This is a genomic window from Campylobacter concisus, from assembly GCF_902460875.1.
Classification (GTDB): domain Bacteria; phylum Campylobacterota; class Campylobacteria; order Campylobacterales; family Campylobacteraceae; genus Campylobacter_A; species Campylobacter_A concisus_AA.
In genome coordinates, this window is sequence record NZ_CABPVR010000006.1 from 58,643 (window position 1) to 79,189 (window position 20,547).

Below are 20,547 nucleotides of genomic sequence, written 5' to 3' on the forward strand. Positions count from 1 at the left end.
TGGTTGATAAATTTTAAGTATTAAAGTCGTATGACTTTATTTTTGAAGCAGATATTAAGAAAAACTAAAAGGAGAGAAAATGAATAATCTAGGTATTAAATCTAAGATTATGGCGATAGTTATCGTCAGTCTTATTGGCCTTGGTATCATGAGTGCATATATGCTAAATGGTATCTTAAAGACTCGCTCAACAGCAGAGTTTAGTGAGAAAATCGTGGATACAATAATAAATCAAAATAATTTTATCCATGAGATGCAAAAAGAACGCGGATTTAGCTCAGGTGTGTTAGCAGGAGGGGATAATAAAAATTTATTAGAGCAGCGTAAAAAAGTAGACGCTATGCTTGATAAGCTTGAAGAGAAAAATGAAATAGCTTCAGAGATAAATAGTATCCGCTCAAATGTAGATCAAAAAAGTGGCAATGATCTAATTAGCCGTATAACAAAAATTTTAAGAAAAGAGGTTATTGCTATAAATGGATATAGCGATAAGCTCGAGCCTAGCTTGGTAGATGATCTAAAGCGTATCATTATTGTTGGTGAGATAAAAGAGTCTCTTGGTATTTTGCGTGCTACTTTAAATGGGGTTTTTACTAAAAAGAGCATAAGCAAAGAGGACTACAATAAAGTAGTTGCACTAAATAGCGTTATAAATAAATTTATACAGGATTTTTACGATTACAATCCAAAAGAATTTAGTGACGAATTTGATGCTATCGCTAGAAAAAAGGCTGATTTTATAGATGCGATGAATATTATTAAAAATGTAGTTGCCACTGAAGATGTATCTTATGATGCAGCAAGTTGGTTTTCAAAGATAAGCATTTCAATAGATGCATTGAGAGAGCTTGAACTTAAACTACTTGATAATATGCAAAAAGATGCAATACGTATTAAGGGTGATGCAAATACCGAACTTATTATAAGTTCTATTGTGATTGCGATTTGTATTTTACTTATGTTGCTAGTATCTACATTGATAGGTAAAAATTTGATCTCTGGCATAGATCAGACTAAAAATGGCTTAGTTAGATTTTTTGACTTCTTAAATTATAAATCTAATAAGGCTGAATTTTTAGATCGTAGTGGTAGCGACGAGATTGGACAGATGAGTGCACTGATAAATGAGAATATCAAACAAATCGAGGCAAATTTATCTGAGCAAAATAATTTCATTAAAGAAGCAAATACTTTTGTAAATCAAATTGGCAAAGGTAACTACGTAGCTCAGCTTAATGCAGATACTTCAAATCCTGCACTTAGCCAGCTAAAACAAACTTTCAAAGACTTACAAATCGCACTTAAACATGCTATTGCGGAAAATGGCGACGACGTGTTAAATCTACTAGAAAGCTTTAAAAAACAAGACTTTACTAAAAGGCTTGAAGATGATGGCAAAATGGCGGTTGGTATAAATGCCCTTGGTGAAGAGATAGCCAAGATGTTAAGAGCAAATTTAGATCAAGCCCATGTGCTAGAAGAAAAGGCTGAGTCTTTAAGTCAGTCAATGAAAGAACTAACTCAAGGCGCAAATGTACAAGCAAGCTCACTTCAAGAGTCTGCTGCTGCAGTAGAGCAAATGTCAAGCTCAATGAATGCAATATCTCAAAAAACATCTGATGTTATTAGACAAAGTGATGAGATTAAAAACATCATAACTATTATTAGAGATATAGCTGATCAAACAAATTTACTAGCTCTTAATGCCGCGATCGAGGCAGCACGTGCAGGAGAGCATGGTAGAGGCTTTGCGGTTGTTGCAGATGAGGTTAGAAAACTAGCAGAGAGAACTCAAAAATCTCTAACAGAGATCGAAGCAAATACAAACGTACTAGCTCAATCAATCAATGAAATGAGTGAATCTATAAAAGAGCAAAGTGAGGGAATCAATATGATAAATCAATCAGTTGCTCAAATAGACACACTTACAAAAGAAAATGTAGTAATTGTTAATAAGGCAAATGAAGTAACATCTGATGTTGACGATATGGCTAAGGCGATAGTAAACGAAGTTAGAAAAAGTAAATTTTAATCTTTGACTTGCTCTTAGAGCTCCTACTATTCCATCCCTTAAAATAATTAAGGGATGGAACTTATCTATAAAAATTTATATGCTACTTTGCTATACGATTATTTATAGCATTTTTCTTTTATTACGGATTTAAACAATTTTTAATAGAGAAATACTGATAATTAAGCCACTAAATCATCTTAAAGGACACTATTATGAAAAAGATCTTTGCTCTTTTACTCACAGCTTTTGTTGCTCTTTGTGCAAACGAGCTAAAATTTGGCACAGCGGCGAACTATCCGCCATTTGAATATATCGATGAAAATAACAAAATAACAGGCTTTGACATCGAGCTAATCGATGAAATTTCAAAGCGTGCAGGCTTTTCATATAAGATCATAAATATGAGTTTTGACGGCCTTATCCCAGCGCTTAAAGCCGGCAAAATAAATGGCATTATAAGTGCGATGAGTGCGACTTCAGATAGATTAAAATCGATTGATTTTACAAAGCCATACTATCTAACTGAAAATCTTTATCTAAAGAAAAAAGATAATGACGCATTAAAAGCTAAAGAAGAGCTAACTGGCAAAAGAGTTGGCGTGCAACAAGGCACCGTCCAAGAGCTAGCAGCAAATGCTATAAACGGTGTAAAAGTAGTGCCTTCAGAAGATACTGTGCCACTCATCATGGGATTAAAAGTTGGCAAATTTGACGCAGTCATCCTTGATAGCTCTATCGGATATGGCTTTATCAAGAAAAATCCAGAACTTGAAGCATTTTTTAAAGAAGTTGATGGCAGCGAGGGCTTTTCAATAGCTTTTGATAAAGGAAAAGAGAGTGTGTTAATAGAGAAAATAAATCAAATTTTAGATGAAATGAAAAAAGACGGAAGCTACGAATCTTTACTTAAAAAATACGATCTAAAATAATCTTCTAGCCTGCAAATTTGCAGGCTTATGCTAAATTCTGCTTTGTCTATCGATTAAAATTTAAAAGGAAAATAATGAGAAAAATTTTGTTGCTTTTTTGTCTAGCAATGGGTCTTTTTGCGCTTCAAAACGATAAAGATATGTTAAATGGAGAGCTAAAAAATGGGCTAAAATACTATATCAAAGAGAATAAATTTCCACAAAAAACAGCTATTTTTTATCTTGTTATAAATTCTGGTTCAACTGATGAAAAAGATGGCGAGCAAGGTCTTGCTCACTTTTTGGAGCACATGGCATTTAATGGCAGCCGTGACTTTAGCAAAAATGAGCTCATTAAACAGCTTGAGAGCCTTGGCGTGAAATTTGGAGCTGATCTAAACGCACAGACGAGCTACGATCAGACGAGCTATGTCTTAACGATTAATGTAAATGAGAAAAATTTACAAGATACATTCAAGGTCTTTTCGAATTGGATAGATGGCGTTAAAATCGATCCTAAGGAGCTTAATAAGGAGCGTGGCGTCATCATGGAGGAAGAGCGTCAGAGAAATACGCCAGGATATAGGCTTTACTTGGCTCAAACAAAGGATATTTTTGAGGGCAGCATCTATCTAAAAAGAGTGCCAATAGGCGATATGAACGTCATCAAAAGTGTAGATGCTAAGCACATGCAAGAATTTTACGAGAGGCTTTATCAGCCGAGATTTATGAGCTTTGTTGCTGTTGGCGACTTTGATAAAAATGAGATAAAAAGCTTAATCGAAAAAAACTTTAGCCAAGCAAAAAATACAAATTCTTACATTCATCCAGAAAAAAATATTAGCTTTAAAAGTGGTTTAAATATTTTTAATTACGACTCAAATGAGACTGGAATGGAGCTAGTTAGGCTTAGCTATTTTGATAAATTTAGTCCGGTTTTAAATGAGGCTGACGCAAAGAGAAATCTAGAAGATGCACTTATCGCAAGCCTAATAAATATGCTTTATGAGCAAAAAAATGCAAATAATTCATCAAATTTAAGCACTGATTTTATAGCTCAAACACTTCAAGCAAAGCAGAAAATTTATAGTTTTGAAACAAGTGTACTTGGAGGCGATTTTAACGCAAGCCTTAAAGATATGCTTGGCGTTATAAAAGGCATTAAAGAGTTTGGCTTTAATAAAGAAGATTTCGAAGATGTAAAAAAGGCGTTTGTGGCAAATGTAGATGCAAAATTTAAACGCTCAAAGACTAAAAAATCAAGCGCTTACGCTGGACAAATTTTAAATATGATAGAAAATGGTGGCTTTGTGTTAAGCGATGAAGATGAAAAAGAGCTTAGTTTAAAGCTATTAAACGAGATTACATTAGCTGACGTGAATGCTAGATTTAGGCAAATTTTGGCCATTTCTGATGAGCGTGTAAGAATTTTTAGCAAAGATGGTTATAAGCTTAGCAAAGATGAGTTTTTAAAGCTTTTTGCCAAGGCGCCTGCTTATAACACAAGCCTATCTGGTAGCAATAACGACAAGAGTCTAGGCAATGAAAATTTAGAGCCAAAAGAGATAAACTCAAGAAGCTTTGATGAAAAAAATGGAATTTATACCTACAAAATGCAAAATGGCTCGCAAGTTATCTTTAAGCCACTAGCTACTAAAAAAGATAGTATTTTGTTTGCGGCCGTCAGTAAAGGAGGCACATCAAATTTGGCTGATCCAAAGCTTGGTAGCTTTGCGGTGGCGCTCACAAATGAAAGTGGTGTTGGTAAATTTAATAACTATGAGCTCTCAAAGGCACTAAATGGAAAGATCGTAAGCTATGAAAAGGGCATAGAAGCGCTTACGCAAGGCATTTATGGCTCATCAAGCACCAGCGATCTTAGCTCGCTGCTAGCTGTTATAAATTTAGAATTTAACGCTCCAAGAGCCGATGCAAACGTGCTTGAGAGGATAAAACAAAGAGCAAAGGATGAGCTAAGCAAAGAGCAAAATTTACCTGAATATAAATTTAGTACCGAATTTAGCAAGTTTTTTTACGAAAACAATAAACGTATCACGCCACTTGAGATGGCTCAGATTGATGCGCTAAAACTAAATGAGCTAAAAGAGATCATCAAAGATAAATTTACAAACGCAGCCTCATATACTTTTGTAATCATCGGCGACACCGACGAAGAGAGGCTTTTGCCGCTTGTTAAAAAGTATATCGCCACTTTGCCAAAGCTTGGCGAGGCTGAAGAGTTTAAAGACGATGGCGTGCGAAGTATCAAGGGGCAGCATACCTTTAAAAGGGAGTATCAAAGCACAAGAAGAAGCGATGTTGGCATAAATATCGTAAATTCTGATGCGAAATATAGCTTTGAGGGAGCGATTAGACTAAGGGCATTAAGTGAAATTTTAAAAACGGCGCTTCGAGAAAAGATCAGAGAAGATAAGGGGCAAACATACGGCTTTAGCCTAAATGCCAAGCTCTCACGCTATCCTTTTGAGCATTCAGATATGCTAATTAGCTTTACTTGCGATCCTGCAAATACAGACAAGATCATCGCTGAGATAAAGCAGATAATAGCCAGCATCAAGAGTAGTGGCGCGATCTTGCCAAAGCATTTGGAGGATTTTAAGGCACAGAGTGAAATTTCTATAAAAAAAGATTATGAAAAGCCTGAGTTTTGGCAAAAGCTCATCATCTCAAATAAAATTTTTAACACGCCACTTTATACGGCTGATGAGTATATAAGCGCGATAAAAGCCATCACAAATGACGACATCAAAGAGGCTGCAAAGCTATATCTTGATGAGAAAAATATGGTGATAAGTATAAATAATCCAAAGTAGAAATTTGGGAGTCAAGCTGGCTGACTCTTAAAATTTAAACTCGAGTAAAATTTATTAAGATAAGCTAGCTTTTTAAATTAGTTGGCTAAATTGGCTCTTTAAATTCAAATCTAAGTAGAAATTTAAAGAGCCAAGCTAGCCCCTAGAAATTTAAATATAAGGCCAAAACTATGCGAGAATATCCTTTGGCTTTAGCTTGTTTAGCTTTTGCACTAGATCATCAAAGCTCGCTCCATTTTCGACCTCACGCCTGATAAATTCCTCAAAAAACTCACGTTTTATATCTTTATCTGTGTAAGTTACGCTCTTTTTGGTAACTTGCATAGGCTTAAATTTCTCTTCTTCCATCTCTTCATCGCCATTTTCTCTAACTGGTGTAAGAGCGATATTTTGCAGCACATCAGCGATATTTTCGCCCTTTTCATAGCTTATTTTTAGAAATTTTAAAAACTCATCTTTGCTGTTTTTATCAGCGTAGCTCACACGGTGCAACATAGGCTGACCTAAGAATTCTATACGTTTTTTATCCGAGCTTTGTTCGTAATGTAAAGCCCCGTCTTTAAAAGAAATTTTCACATTTGCGTGCTCGCCAAGTATCCTTTCGGCGGTAAATTCCAGCCATTTATCTTTAAACTCATCGATACTTAGATCAGAGTCTAGTAAATTTGTAGCCTCACGGCTTAGATAAAGAGCGCCAAAAGCATTATTGGTTATTTTGTTATTTACGTTCATTTTGTGATTTTTGATGAACTCATCTACGCTAAAGCCGTTTTTCTCGCTAGTGATGATGGAGTTTAGTCGCCAAAGCTTCGTGCTATCGATGAAATTTTTAAGGCTAGAGATTTCATCTTTGCTCGCTCCGCTATCAAGGCCATTTATCTTGCCCCAGATAGAAATTTTATCATTTGATGAGTAGCCAGAGAGCGGTAGATGCTTGATGTCCGCAGTTTCAGCAGGAATTTCTACTTTGTTTAAATTCGTGTTTGTGGCTTGGCGCTTACTAAAAGCGTCTTGGTAGTTAAAACTTTGATTAAATCCATTTAGTGCGTTTATCATGTCAAATCCTTTAACACAATATCGGCAAACAGATTTAAATTTTAAGTGGATTATTTTTTATTGCGGTATTTTTCAAAAATGGCGATCATTTGATATGAGTTTTGTGCGATTTTAAATTTATTTGGATTTTTGCCAAGTAGCTCTTCTCTTAAAGAGTCGATAAATTCTCTATCTTTTTTGCAAGCCTCAAAGCTCACTCGCCCCCTAAGTACGGCCATAAATATAATATCGGCAGTCGCGTTTATCATCTCAAGCATCTTTTCTTCGCTCATTTTCGTGGATTTTGCCCTTTTTAAAGCAAATATTATTCCTTTACGCTCACAAAATTTACTATCTTTACCTCTTGGCTCTCTTTGCAAGCCTCCAGCGCGGCTGCGTTTTTCACCATATGAGCACTTTTCATATGCTCTTTTTGGCTTGCAAGATCTTCCCAAATTTCCATAAAACAGTATTCGCTTTTACCGCCCGCAACTATGCCGCACTCGTAGCTTATGCAGCCTTTGTCTTTTCTTGAAGCTGGCACTATCTCTTTTAAAATTTCTTCAAATTTCGCCTCACACCCAGCTTTTAATTTTACATTTACATAAAATCCAATCATCTGCTCGTCCTTTAAAAATTTTGGCTAAAATAGCGCAATTTAGACGCAAGTTTGCGTATTACATTACAAGGCCTTTAAATGATGAAATGATACATAACCCTAAATTTATAATTTCTAAAACCAACCAAAAACAATAAATTTAACCAAAATCGGAGAGAAAATGAAAAGACGAGACTTTTTAAGATTGAGCGCATTAGGTGCGGCTAGCCTTCAAGCAAAAGAGCTTGGAAGCGCAGAACAAGCGTTATTTGACAAACAAAGCGGACTAAGCGCAAATAAATTTGGCGCATTTTATGTAAAAACTATCGCGGGGCGTGTGGTTGAGACCGTGCCATTTGAGGGCGATGCTTATCCAAACGAGCTAAATAACGCAGTAATTGACTACATCCAAAATGAGAGCAGAGTAAAATATCCATTTGTTAGAAAGAGCTTTTTAGCTAATCCAAACAACCCAAAGCCAGAGCTTCGCGGCAAAGAAGAATTTGTGCGTGTGAGCTGGGATGAAGCGATAAAGCTAAGTGCAAAAATTTTAAAAGAAAATTTTGATAAATACGGTGCTGAAGCGATCTACGGACAGGTTTATCAGTGGGGTAGCCTTGGCAAAGTTGGCCACAGCCAAAAGACCGCAAAAAGGCTACTTAACGTGCTTGGCGGCTACGTAAATGAGCTAGGTGGCTACTCATACGGCGCAGCGACTGTCATCATGCCTCACGTCACTGGCTTCGTCGATCCTGCGCTAGCGCCAACAAAGTGGGAGGCGATCTTAAAAAACGCCAAAACGATCGTTTTTTGGGGCACAAACCTGGTCGTTTCAAATAAAATCGCCATTGGCGTACCGCTTCACAACTCATATAAATACTACGATGAGATCAGAAAAAAGGCGAAAGCGGCGAGATGAAAATTTATAGCGTCGATGTTTATCACAACGATAGCGCAAAATACTTTGACTCAAAATACCTTGAAGTCGTGCCTTGCACCGATACGGCAATGATGATAGGTATGTGTAACTACCTTTATGAAAAAGGGCTTTACAATAAAGAATTTATAGAAAAATACACAGTTGGCTTTGATAAATTTAAAGAGTATATGCTTGGTAAAACTGACGGAGTCAATAAAAACCTAGCTTGGGCAAGCAAAATTTGTGGCGTTAGCGAGCAAGATCTTGCTAAATTTAGCGAAGATCTAGCTAAAAATGACTCAGTGATAATTAGTGGCTACGCCATTCAAAGACAAGATCACGGTGAGATGGCGTACTGGGCGCTTGTGACACTAAATGCGATGCTTGGACACATCGGCAAAGAGGGTTGTGGCTTTGTCACAAATGATGGCATGCACAAAAACGCTGATGAGAGCTTCATAGCGCCTAAACTAGCGGCTTTTGAGACGAAGGTGCCACAAAAATTTATTGATAGCGGGCTGGTGCCAAAGACAAAGGGCTACGAAATGCCAAACTCAAGGCTCATAGACGCGCTTCTAAGCCCAGGCAAGGAGATAACAAGAAACGGTAAGAGCTATAAACTGCCAAAGATTAGAGTGATGTTTAATGCAAATGGCTCGACTTTCACAAGGCATCCTGACGCAAATAGAGCGATAAAAGCTATGCGAAATGTCAATGCTATCATCACTTGCGAGCCATTTTGGACAAGTACAGCTAAATTTAGCGACATCGTCCTGCCAGCTGCACTTGAATATGAGAGAACGGACATTGAGATGGCAAATTCAACTAGCGAGTATCTATTTGCGATGAAGCCACTTGTTAAGCCATTTGGTGAGAGTAAGAGTGACTTCGAGATCGCAAGGCTGATCGCCAAAGAGTGGGGCAGGGAAGAGGCATTTAGCGAGGGTAAAAGCGAGCTAGAGTGGGTCAAGACAATATATGAAGATACCGTTAAAAAGTCTGCCGAGCTTGGGTATGAGAGCATGCCAAGCTTTGAAGAATTTTGGGAGAAGGGATATTTTAGATTTGACAAGATCGATGAGAAAAAACGTTACTTTACAAACTACAAGAAATTCCGCGACGATCCAGTGGCAAATCCGTTAAAAACGCCATCTGGCAAGATAGAAATTTACTCTGAGACGGTAGCTGGCTTTGGCTATGATGACTGCCCGCCGCATGCAACTTGGCTTGAGCCATTTGAGTGGCTTGGCGCAAAAAATAAAAAATACCCTATCGCAATTAGTGGCGCGCACTCTAAATTTAGGCTTCACTCACAGCTAAATAACTCCGTGCTTCGCAACTTTAACGAGATCGCAGAGCGCGAGCCAGTGCTTATAAATCCAAAAACAGCCGAGGCTAGAGGAATAAAGATGGGCGACGTGGTGCGTGTATTTAACGACAGGGGCGAAATTTTGTGCGGTGCCTTTGTGACCGAGGATGTGCCACAAAATGTCGTAATAGTAAGCGAAGGTGCTTGGTATGACCCTGAAAAACCGGGCGAAAAGAGCCTTTGCTTGCACGGAAACTTAAACGTGCTCACAAAAGACGTGCCATCAAGCAAGATGAGCCAGAGCAACACCGCTCACACAAGCCTTGTGAATGTCGAGAAATTTAAAGGCGTGCCAAAGCGTATAACTGCATTTGACGCACCAAAGATCGGTATGATGCACGCATAAAATAAAAGCTATCCTTAAATGGATAGCTTTAAGTTTTAAAAAATTTATTTATCTTAATAGCAATGAATTTTCACAAAGCTCTTCAATCTTTGAAATTTGCTCTTTAACTCTTGCTTTTAAGTCATCAAGCATTGCTATTTTTAAAGTATAAATTTCATTAAAATCGCTTTTTATATCAAGCAAAATTTTATTTAAAAACGAGCTGTTTGAGCACATTAAAGCTTCAAACTCATAAAGGCTAAACGCATCAAGCATGCGCTCATAGACATCTTTTGCACTTGGAATATAAAGTGGTGTATTCATCTGTAGGTGCGACTCTAGCGTCTTTTCTATCTTTTGTTTTATAAAATAAACCGCGAGTTTGAGCGCGTTTTCATAGTTTGAGGCTAGCTTTATATCAAGCTTTTCGAAAAACAAAGAGACCTTTTGTATAGCCTTAAATTTAGCCGTTTCATACTCTCTTAAAAAATTTTCATATGTCCGTCCGGCATATGTATTTATGGATTTTGTTTCGTAAGCCAAGGCTTGATCATCAAAGCTAGCGTAATTTTCATAGCGAGATTTGTATATTAAAAATTTATCCTCTAAATTTTTATAAAGCTCATTAAATGCTGAGGTTATTGCATTTTCTAGCTCTTTTAGATCTTTTTTGTAGCGTTTAAAAAATTTATTAAAAACCACATCTTCGTAGATAAGTTTTGAAAAGACTTCGTCGCTATCAAGACTTATTACCTCAAAATTTTCACGCTTATAAATTTCTTTGTTTAAAAGCGTCTTTGAAGCGTTAAATTTTGTCTTTGAAAATGGTTTAAGTAGCTTAAATACTTCATTGGCAGCAAGTTTTATGACTTCACTCATTTGACTATATCTTAAAGCGATCTTTGGTTTAAACTCCTCTTTTATCGCCTCCAGCCTCCCATCTAATGAGCCACTAAATTCATCTAAAATCAACTGTGCATTGTCATAAATTTCTAGATGTTTTTCTTGCTCGTTGGTTAGGAGTTTTACGATCTTTTTTGCCCTTACTTTTATGAAATTTTCTTTAAAGCTCTTGTCCAAAAAGCACTCTTTAATAGCCTTTAGAGCTTCGTTAAAATTTGAAGCTTCAAGTAGGCCTTTGTCATTATTTGTTATGCCAAGAAGGGCTTGCTTTGATGAGATAGCGATGATATCCTCAAAAAGCTCGCCATAAGTTTGCCTAGCATGTTTTAGCAAATTTTCAAGCTCGTCCTCATTTAGCTTGTCCTTTTGGTTGATTAGGCAGATCGCTTTTAGATCATTTGCTTTTAAAATTTCTTTGATACTTTCAAGCTCGCTTGCCTTTGCGGCGTTGTTTGCAAGGCTTAGCCATATTGCGCCGCTAACCTTTTTTAGCGTATTTTTTGTCTCTTTTGTGTCAGCATCTCTTAGCGAGTTTAGGCCAGGAGTGTCGATGAAATTTATCTCTTTTAAAATTTCACTTGGCGCATAAAGCGTCATGCTAGAAACTTGCTCGCCTAGCTTATTTAGCTCGGCTAGATCGCTACTTGCTAGCAGGCTTTCGCTACCGTTTATAAATTTCACACTTAGAAGTGGCATCTTTGCAAATTTTAGCCTCACAGCCTTTGCGGTGACTGGAGTTAGTCCTGATGGCAAGATATCTTGACCAAGAAGTGCGTTTAAAAATGTTGATTTTCCACTTGAAAATTGACCGATAACAGCTATTAGCGGTGGTTCATTTAGAGTGTCTATTAGTAAATTTAAGCTCTCTTTTATCTGCTCGCTTATATGCAAACTAGGATCGTTTAGATCATTTACGAGCCTAGCTAGCTCACCCTTAAAATCATTTGTAAAGACCTTAAAATATCTCGCTTTGTAGGCATTTATAAACTCATTAAACATTTTTAATATCCTCTAAAAGTGAGCAAATTTTATCTTGTAAGGAAGTCTTTTGTTTAAGCTTTGAAATTGAGCTTTGATTTTGTAAATTTAGCTCATTAAGTTTTTCATTAAGGACTAAAAGTCTTTGGTTTAGAGTCTCTTTTTGGCTCATCTCATAAGCCTTTACTCGCTCTTTTAGCAGCTTTTTTTCATGTTCTGCTAGCGTCTCGCAAAACTGCGATATGCTTTTATTGTTAAGTAAATTCTGTCTTAAGCCTAAAAGTGCCTCATCTGGCTCATTTTTGCTTAAAATTTTAGTCTCAAGCTCATCTAAAAGCTCGCTAAAATCAAGCTCTACGCCCATTTGCTTTAAAAAGTCATTTATACTAAAAACTTTATTTTCACTCACTTTAAAGCCATCAAAGCTTAAAGCGATATTTTGCTCGCATGACTTTGTTTGCACTAAAGTTTCATTTCTAGCCTCTCTCATAAGTGCTGCAACTCCGTCATGAAGTGTAGTTTTTGCTATTTGTGTAAGACGTTTTAGATTTAAATTTTCTCTTTTGCTTTTACAGTAAGCGATCTCGCTCTTAAGCTTTTCATTTAAATTTTGTAGTAGTGCTTCAAGCTCCATTTTATAGATATCTTTTGCATTTTTATCATCGAGTTTTTTTAGCTCGCTTTCTAAAAGCTTTTCAAGTTTTGTGAAATTTTCATTAAGAGAATTTTTGATATTTGCTTGCTCGTTTTGCAAAGCTTCTAGCTCTAAACCAAATGCCTTAAGCTCCAAAATTTCAGCCTTTGTGGCTTCGAGTTTTATTTTTAAAATATTTTGCAATTCTTTTTGATATGAGCTTAAAATTAGAGCTGATTTTTTAGAATCTTTGCCAAAAAGTACATCGTAAAGATACTCTTTAAACTCCGGCACGCCACTATTTAAAGCGCCATCAAGATAAGCCTTTGCACTAAGCACAAAATAATCTATCTTGATGTCATTTATCTGCTCGCCAATCGCCTTTTTTACGTAGTTAAGCGTTTCATTAATATCCTTTGCGTCTAACTCGTCAGCATGAGTTAACACGATAGCAACTCTTACGATGTGCGAGTGTTCAAGGCATTTTTTCAAAAATAGTGCGTCTTTTTGCGTTGCACTTTGCGAAGCATTCATGAGATGTGCTAAAAGGTCGCACTCTTTCATAAAATTTGTAGTTATTTGCTCTCTTAAAACGATCGCATCATCTATACCCGGAGTGTCTATAATGCAGACATTATCTCTTAAAAGCTCCAAGTCGTCGTAAAGCTCAACGCTTTTTACGAGATTTGCCGTTTTTGAGCTTGAGGATGTATAGTTTTTGATCTCATCTAGGCTGATCTCTACGCTACTAGTTGGTAAATTTTTGCTTGAAAGTCCAAGCTTTTCTAGCTCATCTGGGCTATAAAAATTTACCTTTGCATGGCTAGTTGTTGCGTGCTTTAAGATGGTTAAATTTATGGTTTCAGGCACATTTGAAGTGCCTAGGGCGGATTTGTTTAAAAGCGCATTTAAAAGGGTTGATTTGCCAGAGTTTATGACGCCACTTACTGCGATGTTAAAAAGCGTTTCGTTTGATCTTTTTTTGGCGTTTTTTAAAGCTAGTAAAAATTCTTTATCTTCATCAAGTATGCTTGCTTTTTCATTTATCTCATTTAGAAAATCCAAGCTCTTGTGAAAGTGATCTTTTGGTTTTGTATTAGAAATTTCTGCTTTATTTTGATTTGAGTTTTTGCTTATAAATTTTATTAAAAAATCAAATTTTTTATGGCCAATTATCTTTTCATCACATAGCTTTTGTAAGCGGGTTACAAGTTCATCGCTTGAAATTTTTGCCTCATTTAGCGCTTTTAGCGTGGCCAGCTGAGCACTTTGTATGCTAAATATATCAAGTCCTACGCCTAACTTTTTTAAGATAGTTCTAAACTCGGCAAGAGCCATAAACTCATCTAAATTTTTCTCGTCACAAGATAAAAGAAGCGCCAGTAGATCTGGGTAAAAAGGCACGCTCGCATCAGTATTGACGTAAATTTTATTTAAATGCCAAGCGTGATTTAAAAACTCGTCCATTAAAGATTCTTTTTTTGAAATTTTTTAGATTTTATTACGTTTTTACTTACGAAGCTATCAAGATTTAGGCGCAAAATTTTATGTTTTTTAAAAAGTTTAATTTAACTCAAGCTTTTTAAAGCTAACTCTTGGATTTATATTTAGCTCGCTATGGTTTACAAACTCGCCTTTTAGGTACTTCTCACGCCCTGCTCTTGCTATCATTAAGGCGTTATCAGAGCAAAACTCAAGTGGGGCTAGTAAAAGCTCGCACTCATTTTTTTGACAAAGCGTTTCAAGCCTTTTTCGTAAATTTAGATTTGCGCTTGCACCGCCAACTACGCCAAAACACTTAAAATTTCTTAACCAAAATACTTTTTCAAGCTTGTTTAAAATGTGCTCACAGGCAGTATTTTCAAACGCGTAGCAGATGTCAGAAATATCTTTTGGAGTGATACTATCTAGCTTGGAAATTTCGACTCTGACTTGGTTTTTAAGCCCTGAAAAACTATATTCAAGGCGCTTGTCGTGAAGAAGTGGAATGGTAAAATGAAATCTCTCTTTGTCTTTGCAAAGCAAGGCATTTTGCTGAACTACGGCACCGCCTGGATAGCCAAGATCAAGCATTTTAGCAACCTTGTCAAAGCTCTCACCAAAGCTATCATCGCCAGTACTTGCAAGCTCAGTGATTTCACCATTTTCGTCAATCTCTAAGATCATTGTATGTCCGCCACTTACTAGCAGTACACCAAGTGGAAAGGTGGCTTCACGATCTAAAAATAGTGAGTAGATGTGGCCAACTAAATGATTTACGGCAATTAGCGGGATATTAAGAGCCACGCTTAGCGCTTTTGCCATGCTGACACCGCCTATCAAGCTCACACTAAGGCCCGGCTCATTTGTCACAGCGACCGCTTTTATATCTTTAAAATTTGGCAAGATATCCTCTAAAAGTGCTGGCAGTGCCTTTGTATGAAGTCTTGCTGCAAGCTCAGGAACAACGCCACCAAAGATAGCGTGCTCCTCTTCTTGAGAAATTTTTTTATAATAAATCTTCTCTAAAGTGCGTTCATCTATGAGTGCGACCGAACTATCATCGCAGCTACTTTCGATGCCAAGTATCATCTAAACTCCGCTAAGATCATGCCGGCAAATTTCTCTTTGCCATCTTCGTTTTTATAAAACTCGACTCTATAAATTTTGCCGTCTTTATCGATGCTGTAGCTTTTACTTAGGCTATTTTTAGCCACCTCTTGCTCACTCTCATCTATACTTTTTGTGCCGTATCCTATGACATTTACGCGCACGTTTTTGAGTGCTTTTACTTTAAAGCTCTTTTTCACGCTAAATTTATCGCCACTTTTTAATGCAAGCTCGCTACCGTCGCTTATTAGTGAAATTTCATCAAGTGGCTTTGTAAACTCAAAATATTGTGGTTTTAATCTAGTAACAAAGCGGTTGCCGTATTGCACTTTGAAGCTACCATTTTCTTTTATGACGGCTATTAGCGGATTTGGTGAGCTGTAATTTAACTCGCCTTTTTTAAGTGGGACAAAATTTATTAAAGGTTTTAGATTTTTAAGACTTATCGCGTATGAATTTTCAAGCTCAAGTCTGATCTCTTTTTCGATCGCTTTTTTTACGCTTTTAACATCAAGATTAAACGGCCTAGTAAAGCTGATACCAGCCTTTTTCATATATTCTTCAATAGCGATTAGATGGTAATAAGTCCTTTGCTCGGCATTTAAATTTTTACTAGCTTCGTTTGCAAAGGCTGATTTGTTTTGAGTGATAGCATAGTAAGTTAGGCTTTTTAGCATCTCTTTATCACCCATTGCAGTGTGCGTATTTTTGATGTGATACTGGTGCTTTTGATCTATTAGATGCTTGTTTAGCACATCTTTTACGCTTGAAGCGATACTTTCAAGCTCTGGATATTTTGAGCCAGGAAGCATGCTTTGGTCTATTATGCAAGTATTGCCCCATTTATCTGGATTTTCATCTTTGTTTATAAATTTATCTCTGTAATATCCGCTACCATCGTGTAAATTTAAGATAAGTGTGACGTTTTTATCGGTTATGACGTCTTTTATCTTCATCACTGAGTTGTAATCAGGATCGTTTTTATCTACATGGGCAAATTTTCTATTCATATCGCCTTTTGTGCCACGACTTCGCTCGATTATGCTTGGGAAATTTAAATTTGGCACAACCCAAAGCGAACCTTTTGTGATGTTATAGTCAGTTGCCACGATAGAGGCTGCCAAAAAGCCACCCGGCTCATCGCCTTGAATGCCACCGATTAACAACATCGTGTTTTCGCTTGGTTCACCTTTTTTGATGAGCGCATAGTCTAAAGTATTAGCTAAACTAGCAGTAGTAAAGGTTAGTAAAAAAAGTAAAAATTTACGCATTAATATCCTTCATAATGCTTTGTCTTTGGCAAAAGCAAATTTAAAACTATACCAGTAACCGCGCCAAGTCCGATACCTGAAAATTTAACCGCTCCAAGATCAAGTACCATGCCGCCGATAGCAAAGATAAAGATGAGGGCTACGATTATCATATTTCTAGGATCTGCAAGATCGACTTTGTTTTTTATAAGTGTCTCCATGCCAACGCTTGCGATGATGCCAAAAAGTAGCAGCATGATACCGCCGATGACTGGAGCTGGAATGGTTGAAAGCACAGCTCCTAGCTTGCCAACGAAGGCTAGCACGATAGCAGTGATCGCTGCAAAGGTCATGATCGCTGGATTATAAGCTTTTGTAAGGCTAACCGCACCTGTGACCTCTGAGTATGTAGTGTTTGGCGGGCCACCAAAAAAAGCAGCAAGCGAAGTGGCAAGTCCATCTCCAAGGAGCGTATTTTTAAGGCCTGGATTTTTTAGAAAATCCTCTTTTGTGACATTTGAGATAGCAAGCATATCGCCTATGTGCTCGATTGCTGGAGCGATGGCGATAGGTATCATATAAATGATCGCTTCAAACTCAAATTTTGGTGTAGTGAAATTTGGCATTCTAAACCAAGGTGCATTAAAGATAGGTGTAAAATCAACCATGCCAAAGCAGTAAGCTACGATGTATCCGGTGATAATACCAAGCAAAATAGGTATAAGCCTAAACATGCCGCGCCCAAGCATCATTACCAAAATAGTAGCCACTAGCGAAATGCCAGCGACGATCATCGCCTCATTTTGAGTATAAATTTCAGTGGCTGATGTTGCCATTTTGACGGCATTTGGAGCAAGGATTAGGCCTATTGTCATGATGACTGGGCCAACGACAACTGGAGGTAAAATTTTATGCAAAATTTTCTCTCCGCCAAATCGGACCACGAGGCTTAAAACAACGTAGAAAAATCCAGCAAATATAACGCCTCCCATCGTCACGGCTATGCCCCATTTTTCGATACCATACTGAAGTGGCGCGATAAAAGCAAAGGAGCTTGCTAAAAAAATAGGGGGAACATTTTTTCTAGTAATTATCTGAAAAAGTAGCGTGCCAAGACCGGCCGTAAAGAGAGCTACGTTTGCATCTAATCCCGTAAGTATAGGCACTAATACTAGTGCACCAAAAGCAACAAATAAAAACTGAACACCAATTAAGCTTTGTTTGGGATCAAATTTATAGCCCTCATACCTTTGCATTTAGCATCCTTTTTGCGTAATTTCTAACTTCTTTATCAACTTCAAAAATTTCATCTTGATCATTGATCTTTAAATTTCTAAATTTTTTCACTGAGCCTAAAATTAGCCTTGAGATATCCAAAAATGAGCATTTTTGCTCTAAAAAGCTAAATACTCCAACCTCATTTGCAGCATTTATCACTACACCTAGATCAGGGTTTGCTAGGACCTCATCTTTTAGCGAAAAAATGGGATATTTTTTAAGGCTGATTTTATGAAATTTTATATTTTTTAGATCAAGTAAATTTGCGTGTGAGACAATATTTTCACTGACATTTTCAAACATAGCATGAGCGATAGCTAGCTTCATATCAGGTCGCGAGAGGTGCATCGTGCTTGAGCCGTCTATAAATTCAACTACGGCGTGTATCGCAGAAGTTGGTTCTATCACAGCCTCGATCTCCTTGATGCCATAAAGCCAATAAGCCTCCATTACTTCAAAAAGCTTATTTACCATCGTCGCACTATCAATCGTGATCTTTGCGCCCATATCCCAGTTTGGGTGTTTTAGTGCGTCACTTGGCGTGGCGTCTTTTAGAAATTTGATCGGTTTTTTATAAAATGCACCGCCGCTTGCTGTAATGATAAGCTTTTTGGCTGGAGTTTTATTTTCAAGTAGAAATTTAAGTCCAAAATGCTCGCTATCTATCGGTAAAATTTCTCTAGTCTTTAGAAATTTGCCACCAACAACAAGGCTTTCTTTATTTGCCAAAGCTAGCTTTTTACCAAGAGCTTGTGTCTTTAGACTAGGAGCAAGGCCAGCAAAGCCCACAAGGGAGTTGATGACCTTTTTTGAGCTTGAGTTTTCAAGCATTTGTAGTAAACCAGTTTCACCGAAAAATACATTTTTACTCTCAATATTTTTTACATTTTTAACCAGCTTTTCATCACCTACGCAGACAAATTTTGGCTTAAATTTTAAAATTTGCTCATTTAGTAAATTTACATTTTTAGCGCAGCTTAACGCTTCTACCTTAACGCCAAATTTCTCACAAAGGCTAATAGTATTTTTGCCAATCGAGCCAGTTGAGCCAAGTATTACCACGAGAGCGACCAGAGTAGGGCAACTACACCAAATAAATAGCCATCTATCCTATCAAGCATGCCGCCGTGTCCTGGGAAGAGCGAACCACTATCTTTGACGCCGCAAAGTCTTTTTAAGTAGCTCTCAAACAAATCTCCCCAAACTGCAAACACACAGACTAAAAAGCTTGAAAATAAAATTTGGAAAAATCCTTCGGTGACAAAATTTCCAACGATGCAGCCAATCACAGTGCCTATCGCCACACCGCCTGCTGCACCTTCGATTGTTTTGTTTGGTGAGCTTGGGCTAAGTGGATGTTTGCCAAACATTTTGCCAACAAAAAATGCACCACTATCGCTTGCAACTACGCTTAAAATAAGCCATACGAGATAGCCTACGCCATACTCTGAGTAAAGCATCCACATCATAAAGATCGGTGTGGTCGGATATACAAAAGGTGCGACTAGCTTTAAATTTTCACTTTTTATGTGAGCTAGGATCGAAGCAACCAGCATGATAGCAAGGATCGCTATGAAAATTGGATTTGTAAAATATGTAAGCACGTAAAAAGCAAGTGCGGCAAAAACTAGCTGTTTGTGATCGATATTATAAAGCTTGAGCGACTCATTAAATGCAAAATAAAGCACAGCGCCGAGCAAGATAAAATTTAAAATATAATTATCAATAAAAAAAACTACCAAAATAGCAACAAACATCAAAACGCCAGTGATTATGCGAGATTGCATATTCTCTCCTTAAAATCGTTATTTCGCTGTAATTATAACACTTAAAATTTAGACGGCGTTTATAAGAGTAAAATTTGGTTTAAAAAGCATTTTAAGCTGGTAAATTTGGACTATTTTGGTGTTGAAAAAGATTTAAATTTGCTTTTTAACATATAAATAAAGCAAGACCAAAATGATCCCAAGCAGCAACTTGCAATAAATATACGCAGTAGTGCTTTATGGCTTAAAATTTTAAAAATTATTTTCCTCAAAAAAGTCGGTGTCGATTTTGCAAATTTCATATATTTGGCTTGTTTGAACGCCGACTTTGTATTTTATCATTAGCTCTGCAAGCTTGTCGCCATCTATCAAAACCACACTAAAATTTTGATTATCTTTGGCGAAATTTTCAGCTTCTTTGGTAAATTTTGTTGTAGTGATAAAGACGCCTTTTTTAGTATTTTTATTTGAGATGGCGCCGATAAACTGCTGAATTTCTGGCCTACGGATATTACTGCCGTCTTTGTATCTTTTTGCTTGGATATAAATTTTAGAAAGCCCAAGTTCATCTTCGTCTATGATGCCATCTATCCCGCCATCTGGGCCTTTATTTGTGAGATTTCCAGCTCCATAATTCATCTTTTCAAGTAGCTTTGTTACAAGGTATTCAAAAAATCTTGGCTCTTTTTCTAAAATGCTAGATAAAATTTCACTTTTTAGCTCTTCTTTTATTTTGCAAAGCGCTTCATCTATATTGTCATCTGGGGTATTTTCTGTGGCCTCTTTTTCCTCTTGCTTTATCTCTTGTTTGTAAATTTCATCGTACCAAGTGAGAAATTTGCTCTTTTTGTCCTTGCTACTTACTAGCTCTTTGCCAAAATTTGTTATGGCAAATAGACTTCTGCCAACTTTTTGAAGCGGCACTTTTTCTGGCTTTGATTTTACTTGAGCTGTTGTGGCTAGATAGGATAAAGCCCAGCCCGTCCTGCTTATATATGTAAAAGTTCCACTTTTTATTCTTTGTAAAATTTCATCATCTGATAATTTGAAATATTCAATTATAAATTTAGAAATTTCAGCTCTATTTGCCTCTTTCTTTTGTGCGACAAATTCTAAAATAGGTAGCATCATATCTTTATAGCTTGGT

At 37.0% G+C, this 20,547-nt stretch carries 14 protein-coding genes and 1 pseudogene; 4 read left to right on the forward strand and 11 right to left on the reverse strand.

All coding sequences use genetic code 11. The features are described 5' to 3' along the window. Nucleotides 1–79: 79 nt before the first annotated feature. The 3 genes from F3H01_RS03755 to F3H01_RS03765 all read left to right on the forward strand — a co-directional run bounded on the left by F3H01_RS03755 (nucleotide 80) and on the right by F3H01_RS03765 (nucleotide 5,756). Nucleotides 80–2,032 carry a methyl-accepting chemotaxis protein gene (locus F3H01_RS03755; RefSeq protein WP_149724892.1) on the forward strand — a complete coding sequence of 651 codons (1,953 nt, stop codon included), beginning with the start codon at nucleotides 80–82 and terminating at the stop codon, nucleotides 2,030–2,032. Nucleotides 2,033–2,226: 194 nt separating this feature from the next. After that, nucleotides 2,227–2,943: a transporter substrate-binding domain-containing protein gene (locus F3H01_RS03760; protein WP_149724893.1), complete on the forward strand. Its 717-nt coding sequence runs from the start codon at nucleotides 2,227–2,229 to the stop codon at nucleotides 2,941–2,943. Nucleotides 2,944–3,017: 74 nt separating this feature from the next. After that, nucleotides 3,018–5,756: a M16 family metallopeptidase gene (locus tag F3H01_RS03765; protein ID WP_149724894.1), complete on the forward strand. Its 2,739-nt coding sequence runs from the start codon at nucleotides 3,018–3,020 to the stop codon at nucleotides 5,754–5,756. Nucleotides 5,757–5,924: 168 nt separating this feature from the next. Here F3H01_RS03765 and F3H01_RS03770 read toward each other — a convergent pair whose 3' ends face one another. The 3 genes from F3H01_RS03770 to F3H01_RS03780 are packed head-to-tail and all read right to left on the reverse strand — an operon-like array spanning nucleotide 5,925 to nucleotide 7,410. Beyond that, entirely contained in the window at nucleotides 5,925–6,812 is an 888-nt protein-coding gene (locus tag F3H01_RS03770) for a Cj0814-related protein (protein ID WP_149724895.1), read from the reverse strand. Between the two features lie 50 nt (nucleotides 6,813–6,862). Then, complete coding sequence (locus F3H01_RS03775) at nucleotides 6,863–7,084, reverse strand: hypothetical protein (protein WP_021091847.1); 222 nt, start codon at nucleotides 7,082–7,084, stop codon at nucleotides 6,863–6,865. Nucleotides 7,085–7,116: 32 nt separating this feature from the next. After that, entirely contained in the window at nucleotides 7,117–7,410 is a 294-nt protein-coding gene (locus F3H01_RS03780) for a putative quinol monooxygenase (RefSeq protein WP_149724896.1), read from the reverse strand. A 160-nt stretch (nucleotides 7,411–7,570) separates the two neighbouring features. Here F3H01_RS03780 and F3H01_RS03785 point away from each other — a divergent pair. Further along, nucleotides 7,571–10,023 (forward strand): annotated as a pseudogene (locus tag F3H01_RS03785) (molybdopterin-dependent oxidoreductase). A 48-nt stretch (nucleotides 10,024–10,071) separates the two neighbouring features. Here the strand turns inward: F3H01_RS03785 and F3H01_RS03790 are convergent. The 8 genes from F3H01_RS03790 to F3H01_RS03825 form a co-directional block, all read right to left on the reverse strand. Next, nucleotides 10,072–11,904, reverse strand: coding sequence for a dynamin family protein (locus tag F3H01_RS03790; RefSeq protein WP_149724897.1), 1,833 nt, complete (start codon nucleotides 11,902–11,904; stop codon nucleotides 10,072–10,074). Further along, nucleotides 11,897–13,984 carry a dynamin family protein gene (locus F3H01_RS03795; protein WP_149724898.1) on the reverse strand — a complete coding sequence of 696 codons (2,088 nt, stop codon included), beginning with the start codon at nucleotides 13,982–13,984 and terminating at the stop codon, nucleotides 11,897–11,899. The genes F3H01_RS03790 and F3H01_RS03795 overlap by 8 nt, the downstream gene beginning before the upstream one ends. Before the next feature lie 96 nt (nucleotides 13,985–14,080). Then, nucleotides 14,081–15,088 (reverse strand): tRNA (adenosine(37)-N6)-threonylcarbamoyltransferase complex transferase subunit TsaD, encoded by a 1,008-nt coding sequence (gene tsaD, locus F3H01_RS03800; protein WP_149724899.1) that lies wholly within the window; start codon nucleotides 15,086–15,088, stop codon nucleotides 14,081–14,083. Beyond that, the gene (locus F3H01_RS03805; protein ID WP_149724900.1) at nucleotides 15,085–16,377 is read right to left on the reverse strand and encodes a M99 family carboxypeptidase catalytic domain-containing protein; all 1,293 of its coding nucleotides are present in this window, start codon (nucleotides 16,375–16,377) and stop codon (nucleotides 15,085–15,087) included. Before F3H01_RS03805 ends, tsaD begins: the two co-directional genes overlap by 4 nt. Next, entirely contained in the window at nucleotides 16,377–17,612 is a 1,236-nt protein-coding gene (locus F3H01_RS03810; RefSeq protein ID WP_103582223.1) for a uracil-xanthine permease family protein, read from the reverse strand. Before F3H01_RS03810 ends, F3H01_RS03805 begins: the two co-directional genes overlap by 1 nt. Beyond that, nucleotides 17,599–18,708, reverse strand: coding sequence for a 1-deoxy-D-xylulose-5-phosphate reductoisomerase (dxr, locus tag F3H01_RS03815; RefSeq protein ID WP_149724901.1), 1,110 nt, complete (start codon nucleotides 18,706–18,708; stop codon nucleotides 17,599–17,601). Before dxr ends, F3H01_RS03810 begins: the two co-directional genes overlap by 14 nt. After that, nucleotides 18,690–19,421 carry a phosphatidate cytidylyltransferase gene (locus F3H01_RS03820; protein ID WP_107696189.1) on the reverse strand — a complete coding sequence of 244 codons (732 nt, stop codon included), beginning with the start codon at nucleotides 19,419–19,421 and terminating at the stop codon, nucleotides 18,690–18,692. The genes dxr and F3H01_RS03820 overlap by 19 nt, the downstream gene beginning before the upstream one ends. Before the next feature lie 231 nt (nucleotides 19,422–19,652). Further along, nucleotides 19,653–20,547: restriction endonuclease (locus tag F3H01_RS03825; RefSeq protein WP_149724909.1), on the reverse strand; the 895-nt coding region annotated here is incomplete at its 5' end.

Excerpts from the sequence above, each read along its gene's own strand:
- F3H01_RS03755 (WP_149724892.1), top strand. The coding sequence starts at position 80 with ATGAATAATCTAGGTATTAAATCTAAGATTATGGCGATAGTTATCGTC.
- F3H01_RS03760 (WP_149724893.1), top strand. The coding sequence starts at position 2,227 with ATGAAAAAGATCTTTGCTCTTTTACTCACAGCTTTTGTTGCTCTTTGT.
- F3H01_RS03765 (WP_149724894.1), top strand. The coding sequence starts at position 3,018 with ATGAGAAAAATTTTGTTGCTTTTTTGTCTAGCAATGGGTCTTTTTGCG.
- F3H01_RS03770 (WP_149724895.1), bottom strand. The coding sequence starts at position 6,812 with ATGATAAACGCACTAAATGGATTTAATCAAAGTTTTAACTACCAAGAC.
- F3H01_RS03775 (WP_021091847.1), bottom strand. The coding sequence starts at position 7,084 with ATGAGCGAAGAAAAGATGCTTGAGATGATAAACGCGACTGCCGATATT.
- F3H01_RS03780 (WP_149724896.1), bottom strand. The coding sequence starts at position 7,410 with ATGATTGGATTTTATGTAAATGTAAAATTAAAAGCTGGGTGTGAGGCG.
- F3H01_RS03790 (WP_149724897.1), bottom strand. The coding sequence starts at position 11,904 with ATGTTTAATGAGTTTATAAATGCCTACAAAGCGAGATATTTTAAGGTC.
- F3H01_RS03795 (WP_149724898.1), bottom strand. The coding sequence starts at position 13,984 with ATGGACGAGTTTTTAAATCACGCTTGGCATTTAAATAAAATTTACGTC.
- tsaD (WP_149724899.1), bottom strand. The coding sequence starts at position 15,088 with ATGATACTTGGCATCGAAAGTAGCTGCGATGATAGTTCGGTCGCACTC.
- F3H01_RS03805 (WP_149724900.1), bottom strand. The coding sequence starts at position 16,377 with ATGCGTAAATTTTTACTTTTTTTACTAACCTTTACTACTGCTAGTTTA.
- F3H01_RS03810 (WP_103582223.1), bottom strand. The coding sequence starts at position 17,612 with ATGCAAAGGTATGAGGGCTATAAATTTGATCCCAAACAAAGCTTAATT.
- F3H01_RS03820 (WP_107696189.1), bottom strand. The coding sequence starts at position 19,421 with ATGCAATCTCGCATAATCACTGGCGTTTTGATGTTTGTTGCTATTTTG.